Source organism: Corynebacterium evansiae (assembly GCF_027570065.1).
Classification (GTDB): domain Bacteria; phylum Actinomycetota; class Actinomycetes; order Mycobacteriales; family Mycobacteriaceae; genus Corynebacterium; species Corynebacterium evansiae.
On sequence record NZ_JAKMUT010000006.1, the window covers coordinates 127,017 to 139,775 of the forward strand.

Sequence of the window (12,759 nt, forward strand, 5' to 3'; positions counted from 1 at the left end):
GGATTATATCGGAGTATGTGAATATTCCTTAATGGCTTTCGTGTCCTCCGCCTCCGCATTGGGCTTGGCGTTCTTGTCTTTGCCGAGGAAGTCGAGTGCCAGGGCAACGGCGAACAGGATCGCGCCACTTACAGCGAATAGGGGAGCGATCACGCTGTATCCGCCGAGCAGGATCCCCAGCGCTAGCCAGTGCTTCCAGGTGAGTTCTCGAAGGGCCACACGGGCGCCGCTGTTCTTGCCGCCGCGCCTGCGCCACCACATGATGTACCCGTACACCACGAGCGCGCCGATGCCTAGCGCCAGCAGTGCCAGTGCAATCTGGCTGACCAGCCCGAACAGGGTTCCCATGTGTAGCTGGATGATCCAGCTGGTCAGCTGGGCTGCGATGGGCCAGGAGCTAAACGGCAGGCGGTCGATAACTTCGCCGTTGTCGCCATTCACCGTGATTGCGTCGTTGTGCATCTTGTACGCCTGGCGCGGTTCGCTGACGGTCCATGCCTGGCCGGTTTCGTTCGGGGGAGCCAGCTGCAGGGTGCCGGTCAATCCCTCGTTACGGCCAACCTGGAGGGCCGTATCGGCCTGTGCCAGGTCGATCTCTACAGTTCCGCTGTGACCGCTGTGACCCGCGTGCCCTGCGTGCTCGCCGTGGCCGGCGTGACCAGAGCCGCCGATTTGCGCAGACTGTTCGCCGCTGATGTTCGTGTTCGGTTCGGGCGCCATCCAGTTCAGTTCTTCGCGGACAGTCGCGATGTTGTCGCCTGCGAAGTGGGACCAAGTCAGGCCGGAGACGCAGAGGAAGACCAGCCCCGGTGCGGCTATCAGCCCTATGAGAGTGTGTCGCTGCATGGCCTGGCGGCGGGACTTCTTCTTGGGCTTGCGCGGGTTTTTCTGCTTGCGCATGAACCACCACATGGCCACGCCGGTGACGGCCATGGGGCCTAGCCATGTGGCGGCGGTTTCGGAGTAGATGCGACCGGGCTCGCCCAGCCAAAGGCTGCGGTGGCCTTCGGATAGCCAGGCGCGGAACGGCAGGGAAGCGGCGCTACCGTACTGGGTGAGCTCGCCGGTAATGTGCAGATCACCCGGATCGACGAAGACTGCTCGGCTGTAGCTTTCCGAGGGCAGAGTTGGATCGGCGAAGAGCACACGGGTGGTCTTGCCCTCTTCGTCTGGGATCTGCACCTTAGCAACATCGAGGTCGGGGTGGATGCGCTTTGCGGCCTCTATTTGCTTGGCTACCGGCTGCGCTGGACTGCTTGAGGTGGCAGTCAGCTCAGACTTGTAGACCCACGTTTCGATGGTGGGGGCGAGTGCGTAGAAGAAGCCGGAGAAAGCGGCTACAAGGATGAGGGGTGCGATGAAGAGCCCAGCGAGGGTGTGGACTCTGCGAATAATTCTGCGAGACATGCTCCATTAGTCGCATGCTTGGCGGGATCGGTTCCCAATAGTGAAGAGCGGGGTAGCGCCCGGGGGGATCTAGTAGGAGGGGCGGTTCGTCTCTAGCGCCTGGAAAACGAAGTCCAGCTTCTTGTCGAGGATTCGCAGCGCCATCTCCTCGTCGTCCTCGCGGTCGGCGGGCAGCGAGTCCGTCATTGCGAAAAGCTCGAAGGAGTGTCTGAAAGGCCCGGAGCTGAAGACGAAGTTCGTTACAACGTCGATGGCGAATAGGGCCTGTCCGCGGCTGAAGCCGGCGTCATTAAGCCTTTCCAGAAGATTCGTGACGTGCTTTCGGTAGGCGAAAAGGCTGTTCGGGTGGCTCAGCAGGGCTTGTGCGAGGCCCGGGTAGGTGGAGCACATCCGCGATAGGTAGTAGGCGTAGTCGCGGAGCAGTTCCTTCCAATCGCCATCGGGGTACTCCCGTGGGCTATCGGTGATGTGCTCGATGCAGGCGGTCAGGAGCGTGTCGCGGCTGTAGATTCGGTACAGCGCGGATGTGGCCACTCCCAGGCCTTTAGCGACCTCAGACATGGTGAATTTATCAAGACCGATTGCGAGTGCCTGGTTGATGACGTCTTCGCGGTCGAAGGTGGGCTTCGGGCCGGTCTTGCGGTGAGGGCGTTTTCCTTCTGAGGGAAGCGGGGTGGACATGCAGTGAACATTAGTTCATTTTTTATTTATATTGCTAACAGGTACCCCCGTGAAGAAAGCAAATGCCCCTGCTCTTTAAATGTTAAAGAACAGGGGCAGCTGTGGTGCCGTTTTAGTCGTTTAGACTACTGCGGGTTTTGCGGATTCTGGGGGTCCTGCGGGTTCTGCGGAGCGTTGCCCTGCCAGCCCTGGTTCGGCTGCTGGCCGAAGTTGTTCTGGCCGTAGCTGTTCTGGTCAAAGTTGTTCTGCGGCTGCTGGCCGTAGCCCTGCTGACCAAAGTTCTGCTGGCCGTAGTTCTGCTGGCCGTACCCCTGCTGCGCGAAAGCCTGCTTCGGAGCTTGCGGGTTGTTCTTGCGGTCGTTCAGCAGTGCGAGTACACCAAAGGCGATGATGGCGATGGAAGCCAGCAGGATCAGGATCAGACCTGCGCCAACGCTCACCTTTACAACGTCCTCGTCAAAATCGCCGGCCTTCGAGCCGATGCTGGCCCAGTCGATGATGGAGATCAGCAGCAGGATGGCACCGATGGCGATCACCGGAATGGCGCGCCACCACTTCTGGGCCAGCTGCTCTACGAACAGGTAGGCTGCAATTCCGCCGATGACGATCAGGGACAGGAACATGGTGAGGATGCCGTCACCGTCGGTGCCGGAGACCGTGACGGTGCCATAGAACGGAACCGTGACCTTACCCCATGGCATGAAGCTGCCGATGAAGCTGATCAGAGCGGCGCCCGCTGCGCATACCAGCCACAGAACGGACTTGTTGGAGAAGTCCAGGTACTTGCTGATGTCGAACTGCGCGCCCTGGCCGTTCTGCTGGTTCTGGCCGTTGAAGCCCTGCTGGTTCTGGAAGTTGTTCTGGCCGTAGCCGTTCTGTGCACCCTGCTGCGGAGCGCCATATGCGTTTTGGCCCTGCTGCTGCGGTGCCGGGCTCTGCTGGCCGTAGGGGTTCTGGTTCCAGTCCTGGCCCTGCGGCTGCTGCGGTGCACCGTTGTTGCCGTTGGTGGCCGGGTTGTTGGAACCGAAGTTCTCGTCCGTCATGGTTCTCCTCGCGTCAAGAATCTGTCTTAGCACCCCTTAAGAAAGGGCTGCGTGATTTCTTCGCGACTTATATTAACGGACAACCTTCGAGCCCGACGGGTTTGGTGATGGTCGCGGCATGTCGGGGGTGCTGCTCTTTTCTTATTGACGCCTACATTTCAACGAGTTGCGTGACGATCCAACCAAGCAGGACGAGCTGTAGTGGCTCTTAATTCGCTAGCCTTAAAGCTATGAGCTGGAAGAATGACGATTGGCAGGCGAAACAGGAGCAGTTTCGAAAATCAGCGGGTCTAAAGGAGCGCTTGGTTAGAGAGGCTCAACAACTGGCTCATAGTGACGACTTTCGATCGGCGGGAGCTCGTATGAAGCAGCTGGGATCGGAATTTAAGAATGCAGGTTTTGCGGGTAAAGACCAGAACCAGCGCTTATGGGATGAGTTCTCCCAGGCGCGCAGTGCTTTCTACGACCGTCGGAACCAGTACTATGAGCGCCTCAACATTGAAGCACGGGATAATGCTGCGCAGAAAAGGCGCATAATTTCTGAACTGCAGTCGCTCCTCGGGGTTGAGGACTTCCGGGAAGCTGGGCAGAGGGTTAAGACGCTGCATTCGGAATGGAAGTCAGTTGGATTTGCTGGGCGGGAGGAAAACCAACTGCTGAATGACCAGTATTACGCTGCTCGTAACGAGTTCTATGAGAATTCGAAGCGTCACTGGGAGCAACTAGCTACCCAGATGGAGCTGAACAAAAATGACAGGCTGCGCTTGGTGCAACAAGCGGAATTCATAGCAGATCATCCCGATCCGCGAAGCATGAGCAACGATATGCGGGCGCTATTGCAGGTATGGAGAGATCAGCGTGGGCCGCTTAAGAAAGAAGATCGGGAAGAGTTAAATCGCCGCTTCTGGGCTGCTAAGGATCGCTTCTACTCACGACGTGATGCGCAATTCGCACAGGGCCAAGAGCAATGGGCGAGTGGAAAAGGTGCTCGATCGGCCATTCAAGATGACCCAGCATGGAGGCCGAAAGACAATACGGATGCAATCAGGCACCTTGAGCAGGCCATCAGGGACAAAGAGCAGGCGGTACGGGACGCAGACGCGCACTATGAAAAGGTGCGCTCCCAGGGGCGCAGCTGGTTATTGCCGTCGAAGCAGAACGAGCGCATCGCGAAGGCTGAACAGTGGCAGCGGATCCAACGTGAGGAGCTGGACAAGCTATATAGACGCTTATCCAGCTTGCGCAATCGCAAATAGTGCTTTAAAGAAAACCCCACCTGACCAGCATTTACACTGGTCGCGGGCGGGGTGGGGCTCTTTTCTTATTGACGCCTACGTTTCAACGAGTTGCATGGCGATCTGACCGAGCAGAGCTTGGCCGGTTACTAATATCCGGCTGCCGCGCACTGTTGAGGATCGATATAGCCCTCACGACAACCGTACTCGAATTGGATTTCGCCGCTGCTCCGGTTTGGGGTTCCGTCGGGTGCGGTTCCGTATCCACATTTGTAAGCAGGGCAGGTTCCACCGTTTGCATAGGGGATTTCGGAAGGGGCGAGTCCTGCGTTGCGTTCCGCTTCAAGATATTCGGCAGCTCCGGGTTGGTTGCCGCAATACTCTGTGTTCTGGACGGTGCCGTCCGACATGCGGGAAGGCCCAGGGGTGCCGGGTAGGCACTCAATAACGTAGGGTTCTGCCGCGGTTGGTTGAGGTGTGGGCGTAGTGGCTGCGACTGGCGGAGACGATGTTGGAGTGGATTCCTTCGCCGGGGCAGTTGTAGTTTCTTTCGCGGACTCTGAAGATGAACTGTTTGCGGAAGAAGAGTTGCTTGAGGCGGGGGCGTCTTCGTGGCTGGAGCAGGCGGCTAGGCCGAGTAGAGGAATTGCGAGGGTAGCTACAAGCGATTTCCGAAGGTTCAAGTTTCTGGGTCTTTCAAAAGGTAGTGCCCCTGCTCGCGTGGTTCTCCAACCGAATAGCTTGGGGCGGGACGATAGAAATAGATCAGGATTGCGCTGGTTTACGAAGTTCTCGTGCAATTGCGAGAACTGAATCTGCAGCGAGAACTGCTTCAATGCGGTGTGCTGGCGTGGTCGCTTGAGCTAGCTCCTCGCGGGCAATTACAAGTCTGCGATGAATGTCTTCAATGTCGCTATCCTGACCTTCCATTCTCGTATCGATACCCTTAGTGTATTTCAGCTTATCCCAAATAATGAGTTCTTCAGAGATGTCAAACGAAGCATCATTGCTCATCAGCTCAATTTCACCTGAAATAGCGTGAGATTTAGCGTCTCCAGCCGAATAAGAGTGAAGAATGCGGAAGGCTCCAATTGTGACAGACCCAAGGATCACAATGAAAGCCAAAACTATAACGGTAGGCTTAAAAAAATTAAATGCACAGAGAAATGTCAACAATATGACTGTGATAATTAAGCCCTGATATCTGGAAGAGCCTTTGGTATTCGTATCGGAAGAATTGCTCGCCATAAGAGTGCCTCCACTTGTAAGGGAAATCTGGTTATAGCAGGTAAACGCCGTAGATGAGTAGTGTGCCAGTAATGATTCCTATAACAATGATCATGATGCCTGCGATTCTCATCAGCTTGGTATCACGCACTGGGGTCGAACGTAGTTCACCGGCTAGATCCCGCATCTGAGCGCGTACGGCACTGTACTCTTCTTCTGTCTGTGCGAGTCTGCGTTGACGGCGGACACGTTGGACATCTAAAGCAGAAATCGACGGCTGCGCTTGAGCCGACTTAAGCTGCGAAAGGGGATTCGGATCCATGCGGGTAAGAATATCATGACGCAAATCTTAAAAGAACCTTAGTTTCTATGTCTTGTGGCTTGTTCGATCGTGTGAGTCTGCTTCCGTTTGCTTGTTGGAAACATTCATCAATCAGTGCTGGAACTCTTCGAGGAATGCCAACCAGCAGAATGTGAACAAAAGGGGAGTGTCGCTACGCCTCCGCACGGCCGCACACCGATACCGGCTACCTCGAGTCAGTCTGCATCTAAGAAAGCCGGAACTGACCCTGTTATGCGTCGAGCGTGAGAACGCTCCGACTCTTAAATAAAGCGAAACCCCTGCCTGACCAGCATTTATGCTGGTCGCGGGCGGGGGTGAAATTGTGCCCCAGGTGAGACTCGAACTCACACTGGACGGGTTTTGAATCCGTTGCCTCTGCCAATTGGGCTACTGGGGCGATAAGTGCTTACCGGAGCATAATACGCCACGGCCTTTCAGCCAACCAAAACCGCACTCCGTTAGAGTTGAGCGCATGGCTAAACTCCTTCTCCTCGACGGGCATTCGTTGGCGTTCCGCGCCTTCTACGCCCTGCCCGCAGCCAACTTCTCCACCGTTGGTGGCCAGCACACCAACGCGGTGTATGGCTTCTTAGGCATGTTCCTCACCCTCATGGATAAGGAACAGCCCACCCATGTGGCCGCCGCGTTTGACCTGTCCGGCCCCACATTCCGCGAGGAATCCTTCCCGGAGTACAAGGCGCAGCGCCCGAGCACGCCCGAGGAGTTCAAGGGCCAGATCGAGCTGATTCGTCGCACGCTCGAAGCGTTGGGCGTCACGACCCTAGATAAAGAGTCCTACGAGGCCGACGACATCATCGCGACCTTAGCTACCGAGGGTGCGAAGGATGGCATGGACGTGCTGATCTGCACCGGCGACCGCGATTCGTTGCAGCTGGTCACCGAGGATGTGACGGTGCTGTACACGCTTAAGGGTGTCTCTGAGCTGCATCGTTTCACCCCGCAGGCCGTCGAAGAAAAGTATGGCGTGACCCCCACCCAGTACCCGGACCTCGCGGCGCTGCGCGGCGATACCTCCGACAACATGCCCGGCGTGCCCGGGGTGGGGCCGAAGACCGCGCAGAAGTGGATCGCCAAGTACGGCAGCCTGCAAGGCGTGATCGACAACATGGATGACATCGGCGGGAAGGTCGGCGCCAACCTGCGCGAAAACATCGACAATGTGGTGCTCGCGCGCGACATTACGGAAATGGTGCGGGACCTTAAGCTCGTTGATGATTTGGACGCCCTCAGTCCCCACGACATCGATCCCAACGAGGCGCTCGGCATGTTCGAGGAGCTGCAGTTTGGCACGGGGCTGCGCAATAGGGCATTCAAGATCATGGGCGTGGAGTTCGCCGACAGTGCAGCTATCCCCGTCACGGTGGAGGAGCCGCAGCCGGGGAAGCTGGGGGCGTGGCTGAAGAAGCGCACCCGCGGCACGGTGGTGGACGTGGATGGCGAGCAGCTGACCCTGCTGGACCGCGACAACGTTGCCATCGTTCAGGACCTCGCCGACGTGGACCCGAAGGATGAGAAGGCGCTGGCGGAGTGGCTGGCCAACCCGCAGGCCACAAAGTGGTTGCATGACTCCAAGCAGACATATCACACGCTACAGAATCAAGGCTTAAAGCTTGACGGGGTGGAACATGACACGTCCCTGGCGGCGTATCTGCTGCGCCCCGACGTGCGTACGCTCGGCCTGGCGGACGTCGTGCAGCGCCACGTGGGCCACGAACTGTCGGACAATGCCACCGGCCCCGAACGTGCTCAGGCTGTCGCCGAACTGGTGAAGGCCCTTACTCCAGAGATCGAGGCTGCCGGCCAGTCCGAGCTGTACTTCGACCTGGAAGTCCCGCTGGCCCTGATCCTGGCGGCCATGGAGCACGCCGGCATTGCTGTGGATGACGCAGCGCTGCAGGAACTCTCCGACGACTACGGCGCGCGCCTTAACGAGGAGATCGCCGCCGCCCGCGAGCTGGCGGGGGAGCCGGAGCTCAACCTTTCCTCCCCGAAGCAGCTGCAGAAGGTCCTGTTCGAGACCTTCGACCTGCCGAAGACGAAGAAGACCAAGACCGGGTATTCTACGGCCGCCGCGGAACTGGAGAAACTGGCCGCCCAGTCCAACCACCCGTTCCTGGGACACCTCATGGCCCACCGCGAGTATCAGAAGATGAAGTCCACCATCGACGGACTTATCGAGGCTGTGGGCGACGACGGACGCATCCACACCACCTTCAACCAGAAGGGCGCGGCGACGGGCCGTCTGTCTTCCTCCGACCCGAACCTGCAGAACATCCCCGTGCGCACCGACGCCGGCCGCAAGATCCGCGCCGCATTCACGGTCGGGGAGGGCTACGAGACTCTGCTGACCGCCGACTATTCCCAGATCGAGATGCGCGTGATGGCGCACCTGTCGGAGGACGCGGGCCTGATCGAGGCCTACGCCAGCGGCGAGGACCTGCACAACTACGTCGGCTCGCGCGTGTTCGATGTCCCGGTCGATGAGGTCACCCCGGAACTGCGCCGCCGGGTGAAGGCGCTGAGCTATGGCCTGGTCTACGGCCTGTCCGCCTTTGGCCTATCCCAGCAGCTGAAGATCAGCGCGGGGGAGGCCAAGAAGATCATGGACAACTACTTCGAGCGTTTCGGCGGAGTGAAGCGCTACCTCGACCACGTGGTGGAAGTTGCCAAGGAGACCGGATACACGGAGACTCTCTACGGCCGCCGCCGCTACCTGCCGGAGCTGAACTCCTCTAACCGTGTGACCAGGGAGAATGCCGAGCGCGCCGCCCTCAATGCGCCGATCCAGGGCACGGCCGCGGACATCATCAAGCTGGCCATGCTGCGCGTGGATCGGAAGATCACCCGCCAGCAGCTGGCTTCCCGCGTGCTGCTGCAGGTCCACGATGAACTCGTGGTGGAGGTTGCGCCCGGCGAGCTGGAGCAGATCACCGAGCTAGTCGAGCGGGAAATGGATGCCGCCGCCCAGCTGCGCGTGCCGCTGGATGTCTCCGCCGGCACGGGCGATAACTGGGACCTGGCAGCGCACTAGTCGCGCGCGCCAGCCGGGTTAGCTAGCGTCTGCCTGCGTGGCCTTTGCGTTCGAGGCCTTCTCGGCTGCCAGCATCGCCACGACGATCACCGCGCCCAGCAGGAACAGGCCGATGGCGGCGCCCAGGTGCTCGCCCGGCGCCTGCAGGTTCGCATCCCCGTCCTGCCACGGCCACAGCGCACGCAGGGAGCCCAGCATCAGGCCCGTCATCACAAACAGCGTGATGGTGCGGTGGTTGTTAAGCAGGTACTCCAGCAGACGCACGAAGCACACAATTCCGGTGATCGCGCCCAGGAAGAACACGCCCAGGTAGACCAGGTTCCTATCATCCACCGCCGCCATCGTCGCGGAGTATAGGCCCACGGCCAGCAGGAAGAAGGAGCCGGATACGCCCGGCAGCACTAGCGCACACACTGCAATCGCCGCAGCCGCGAAAACCCACAGCAGGTTCGGGTCGGACTGCGGGGCACTGGTAACGCCGGTCAGGAAGAACGTGGCCGTTGCCGCTACAACCAAGCCGAGGATCGCCATCGGCAGCCGCCGGCGCGCGTCCTCCTTATCTGTCATGCCAATCGGCACGGTCAGGGAGAGCAGCACCATACCGAAGAACAGCGCGCGCGAGTGCACCGGCTTGTCCGTAACGAAGCTTTCCATCACGCCAGCCAGGGACAGTACAACGGCACCCATGCCGACCACCATTGGTATCAAAAGCATCCAGTCCAGCGTCTTGTACTGGGCAAACGCGGCCTTGCGATCTTTCGGCAGCTTCTTCGTGGCATCCAGGAAAAGGTTCGCCTGGTGCAGGACGCGCTCGTACACGCCGGTAACCAACGCGATCGTGCCGCCGGAAACGCCCGGGACGAGCTCGGCCATGCCAATCAACCCGCCGCGGACCATATTTACTAATATTTGCAGTATCTTCATCGCGCACTATCGTACTGCACGCCCCCGACAACCCCGCCTCAACTCGCGGCCGAAAGCCCATGTTTGCGCTGTTCACTGTGGTCGTGTAGCGTTATGCCCGTTGTGCGCCCCCTTTTTGATTCTTTAGGACGCCCCCACGTGGAGCTACTAGAGGCTAACCGCCAGGTAATTGACGCTGGTGGTGGCGTCAAAAAGCAGGGTTTGCAGAACTAGAGTAACTGTCCATCTTCTATTTCTATTCGTTCCGAAAGACATTCAACATATGCCCACCAACAACGTCCCTCAGGTAGCCATTAACGACATTGGCTCCGCTGAGGATTTCCTCGCTGCCGTCGACTCCACCATCAAGTACTTCAACGATGGTGACATTGTCGAGGGCACCGTCGTCAAGGTCGATCACGACGAGGTCCTGCTGGACATCGGATACAAGACGGAGGGTGTCATCCCTTCCCGCGAGCTGTCGATCAAGCACGACGTTGACCCGGGTGAGGTTGTTGAGGTCGGCGACGAGATCGACGCTCTGGTTCTCACCAAGGAAGACAAGGAAGGCCGCCTGATCCTGTCCAAGAAGCGTGCACAGTACGAGCGCGCTTGGGGCACGATCGAGGAGCTCAAGAAGAACGAGGAGCCGGTCACCGGTACCGTCATCGAGGTCGTCAAGGGCGGCCTGATCCTGGACATCGGCCTGCGCGGCTTCCTGCCCGCCTCCCTGGTGGAGATGCGTCGCGTCCGCGACCTGCAGCCCTACATCGGCCAGGAGATCGAGGCCAAGATCATCGAGCTGGACAAGCACCGCAACAACGTTGTGCTGTCCCGCCGCGCATGGCTCGAGCAGACCCAGTCCGAGGTCCGCTCCGAGTTCCTGCACCAGCTGCAGAAGGGCCAGGTCCGCAAGGGTGTTGTCTCCTCCATCGTCAACTTCGGCGCATTCGTCGATCTCGGCGGTGTCGACGGCCTGGTTCACGTCTCCCAGCTGTCCTGGAAGCACATCGATCACCCGTCCGAGGTTGTCGCAGTCGGCGACGAGGTCACCGTCGAGGTTCTGGATGTGGATCTGGACCGCGAGCGCGTGTCCCTGTCCCTGAAGGCAACCCAGGAGGACCCGTGGCGCGTATTCGCACGCACCCACGCCATCGGCCAGATCGTGCCGGGCAAGGTCACCAAGCTGGTTCCGTTCGGCGCATTCGTCCGCGTCGAGGAGGGCATCGAGGGCCTGGTTCACATCTCCGAGCTGGCCGAGCGCCACGTCGAGGTTCCGGATCAGGTTGTTGGCGTTGGCCAGGACGCAATGGTCAAGGTCATCGACATCGACCTGGAGCGTCGCCGCATCTCCCTGTCCCTGAAGCAGGCTGATGAGGACTACACCGAGGAGTTCGACCCGTCCAAGTACGGCATGGCTGACTCCTACGACGAGCAGGGCAACTACATCTTCCCGGAGGGCTTCGACCCGGAGACCAACGAGTGGCTCGAGGGCTACGACGAGCAGCGTCAGGCATGGGAGGAGCGCTACGCAGAGTCCGAGCGTCGCCACCGCCTGCACACCGCTCAGATCGAGCGCAACCGCGCCGCAGCTGCCGAGGCCGCTGCAAACGGCGAGGGTGGCTACTCCTCCGAGACTCAGACCGAGTCCGCACCGGCTTCCTCCGAGGCGCCGGCTCAGGACGCTGGCACCCTGGCTTCCGATGAGCAGCTGGCTGCTCTGCGCGAGAAGCTGGCCGGCGGCGAGTAAACCACTCGACACTGCTAGCTCGGTAGAGCTTTAAGCGACTAACCCCCGACTTCCCTTTGCTGGGAGGCCGGGGGTTGATTCTGTTTTTTGGAGCGGACACAAAGAAAGGGCGCGCTCCCGGTTGCTCTCCGGTGGCGCGCCCTTGATCTAGACGTGTAGCGCTAGGCGTGCTTTACAACGCCTCGACCTTGCCCACAGCGTGCAGGGTCTTCAGCTTAGAAGCCTTGCGCAGCTGCAGATCCCACTCGCTGGGGCGCGGGTAGGCCTTGTCGCCCGCAGCCTCGGCGAAGAATGCCACGGTGGTCGGCAGCGTAACAGGCTTGGCGAACTCCACGCTGAAACGTGCAGCGGAAGGCAGCAAGCCCTCCAGGCCGCGCAGCATCGTGGCAGCGGACCACATGCCGTGCGCAATGACGGCCGGGAAGCCGAATGCCTTCGCGCCAACGCTGGAGACGTGGATCGGGTTCTTATCACCCGAAGCCTGCGCGTACTCCTGGATGTCCGCCGGGGTGACGCGGAACTTTGCGGACGGGGTCGCGTCGTACTCATCGAACTCAACCGGCTCCAGAATGCGGCCGTCGGTCGGCTGCTTGTCCTTGTAAGGCGAGGAGCTGGAAAGCTTCGCACCCTTAGACAGGAAGCCACTGGTCTGCTTCCAAACGTCCTCACCGTCGACGGAGACGACGGTAACGACATCCAGCAGCACACCCTTGGTGTGCGGACGCAGGTTCTCCGCGTGCACGCGGATGTCCAGCACGTCGTCCACGGTCAGGTCGCGGGTCTGCTCGATGCGGTTGGTCAGGTGCACCAGGCCCACGGCATTAACGGGGGAGTCCGATGCAGTCAGGATCTTCATGACAATCGGGAAGCTCAGCACGTACGGGTACGTGATCGGCAGCTCGTTGCGAAGTCGCAGGCCCGTTGCCGCGTTGTAGGCAGCCAGCTCCGGCACCTTGATCTTGACGCCCTCAACCTTGAACGCAGTCTTCGGATTGTCCTTGGCGCTGCGGGGGCTACCCACGCCCGGAACAACATCCTTGACGGCGTTGCGGTACTCGTCCATCAGCACTGGGATGGAATCCAGCTTCTTGTAGTCAACCACTGGTCGTGGCTCCTTT

Annotated in this window: 10 protein-coding genes and 1 tRNA gene; 3 read left to right on the forward strand and 8 right to left on the reverse strand. The window is 59.7% G+C overall.

Annotation, left to right across the window (positions count from 1 at the left end; all coding sequences use genetic code 11):
* Positions 1-3: 3 nt before the first annotated feature.
* From L8V00_RS07665 to L8V00_RS07675, 3 genes are all read right to left on the reverse strand, one after another.
* Positions 4-1,407 (reverse strand): PepSY-associated TM helix domain-containing protein, encoded by a 1,404-nt coding sequence (locus L8V00_RS07665; RefSeq protein ID WP_269944678.1) that lies wholly within the window; start codon positions 1,405-1,407, stop codon positions 4-6.
* Positions 1,408-1,476: 69 nt separating this feature from the next.
* Positions 1,477-2,088, reverse strand: coding sequence for a TetR/AcrR family transcriptional regulator (locus tag L8V00_RS07670; protein ID WP_070489090.1), 612 nt, complete (start codon positions 2,086-2,088; stop codon positions 1,477-1,479).
* 125 nt (positions 2,089-2,213) lie between these two features.
* Entirely contained in the window at positions 2,214-3,131 is a 918-nt protein-coding gene (locus L8V00_RS07675) for an ECF transporter S component (protein WP_269944679.1), read from the reverse strand.
* Positions 3,132-3,361: 230 nt separating this feature from the next.
* On the opposite strand from L8V00_RS07675, the gene L8V00_RS07680 reads away from it, so the two are divergent.
* Positions 3,362-4,387: a DUF349 domain-containing protein gene (locus L8V00_RS07680; RefSeq protein ID WP_269944680.1), complete on the forward strand. Its 1,026-nt coding sequence runs from the start codon at positions 3,362-3,364 to the stop codon at positions 4,385-4,387.
* Between the two features lie 744 nt (positions 4,388-5,131).
* On the opposite strand, the gene L8V00_RS07685 is transcribed toward L8V00_RS07680, so the two are convergent.
* The 3 genes from L8V00_RS07685 to L8V00_RS07695 form a co-directional block, all read right to left on the reverse strand.
* On the reverse strand, positions 5,132-5,614 hold the full coding sequence (locus tag L8V00_RS07685) for a hypothetical protein (RefSeq protein ID WP_080971917.1): 483 nt from the start codon (positions 5,612-5,614) through the stop codon (positions 5,132-5,134).
* Positions 5,615-5,645: 31 nt separating this feature from the next.
* Entirely contained in the window at positions 5,646-5,915 is a 270-nt protein-coding gene (locus L8V00_RS07690; protein WP_049049408.1) for a hypothetical protein, read from the reverse strand.
* 344 nt (positions 5,916-6,259) lie between these two features.
* Positions 6,260-6,333, reverse strand: a tRNA-Leu gene (locus L8V00_RS07695).
* 75 nt (positions 6,334-6,408) lie between these two features.
* On the opposite strand from L8V00_RS07695, the gene polA reads away from it, so the two are divergent.
* Positions 6,409-8,988 carry a DNA polymerase I gene (gene polA / locus L8V00_RS07700; protein ID WP_269944681.1) on the forward strand — a complete coding sequence of 860 codons (2,580 nt, stop codon included), beginning with the start codon at positions 6,409-6,411 and terminating at the stop codon, positions 8,986-8,988.
* Positions 8,989-9,006: 18 nt separating this feature from the next.
* Here polA and L8V00_RS07705 read toward each other — a convergent pair whose 3' ends face one another.
* Positions 9,007-9,912, reverse strand: a complete 906-nt coding sequence (locus tag L8V00_RS07705; protein WP_269944682.1) for a DUF368 domain-containing protein — start codon at positions 9,910-9,912, stop codon at positions 9,007-9,009.
* 262 nt (positions 9,913-10,174) lie between these two features.
* On the opposite strand from L8V00_RS07705, the gene rpsA reads away from it, so the two are divergent.
* The gene (gene rpsA, locus L8V00_RS07710) at positions 10,175-11,641 is read left to right on the forward strand and encodes a 30S ribosomal protein S1 (RefSeq protein WP_005295768.1); all 1,467 of its coding nucleotides are present in this window, start codon (positions 10,175-10,177) and stop codon (positions 11,639-11,641) included.
* A 172-nt stretch (positions 11,642-11,813) separates the two neighbouring features.
* Here the strand turns inward: rpsA and L8V00_RS07715 are convergent, their stop codons facing one another.
* Positions 11,814-12,743 carry a MaoC family dehydratase gene (locus L8V00_RS07715; protein WP_005295766.1) on the reverse strand — a complete coding sequence of 310 codons (930 nt, stop codon included), beginning with the start codon at positions 12,741-12,743 and terminating at the stop codon, positions 11,814-11,816.
* Positions 12,744-12,759 lie beyond the last annotated feature (16 nt).

What these genes read in the sequence shown, in the direction of transcription:
- L8V00_RS07665 (WP_269944678.1), bottom strand. Translation starts at nt 1,407, where the DNA reads ATGTCTCGCAGAATTATTCGCAGAGTCCACACCCTCGCTGGGCTCTTC.
- L8V00_RS07670 (WP_070489090.1), bottom strand. Translation starts at nt 2,088, where the DNA reads ATGTCCACCCCGCTTCCCTCAGAAGGAAAACGCCCTCACCGCAAGACC.
- L8V00_RS07675 (WP_269944679.1), bottom strand. Translation starts at nt 3,131, where the DNA reads ATGACGGACGAGAACTTCGGTTCCAACAACCCGGCCACCAACGGCAAC.
- L8V00_RS07680 (WP_269944680.1), top strand. Translation starts at nt 3,362, where the DNA reads ATGAGCTGGAAGAATGACGATTGGCAGGCGAAACAGGAGCAGTTTCGA.
- L8V00_RS07685 (WP_080971917.1), bottom strand. Translation starts at nt 5,614, where the DNA reads ATGGCGAGCAATTCTTCCGATACGAATACCAAAGGCTCTTCCAGATAT.
- L8V00_RS07690 (WP_049049408.1), bottom strand. Translation starts at nt 5,915, where the DNA reads ATGGATCCGAATCCCCTTTCGCAGCTTAAGTCGGCTCAAGCGCAGCCG.
- polA (WP_269944681.1), top strand. Translation starts at nt 6,409, where the DNA reads ATGGCTAAACTCCTTCTCCTCGACGGGCATTCGTTGGCGTTCCGCGCC.
- L8V00_RS07705 (WP_269944682.1), bottom strand. Translation starts at nt 9,912, where the DNA reads ATGAAGATACTGCAAATATTAGTAAATATGGTCCGCGGCGGGTTGATT.
- rpsA (WP_005295768.1), top strand. Translation starts at nt 10,175, where the DNA reads ATGCCCACCAACAACGTCCCTCAGGTAGCCATTAACGACATTGGCTCC.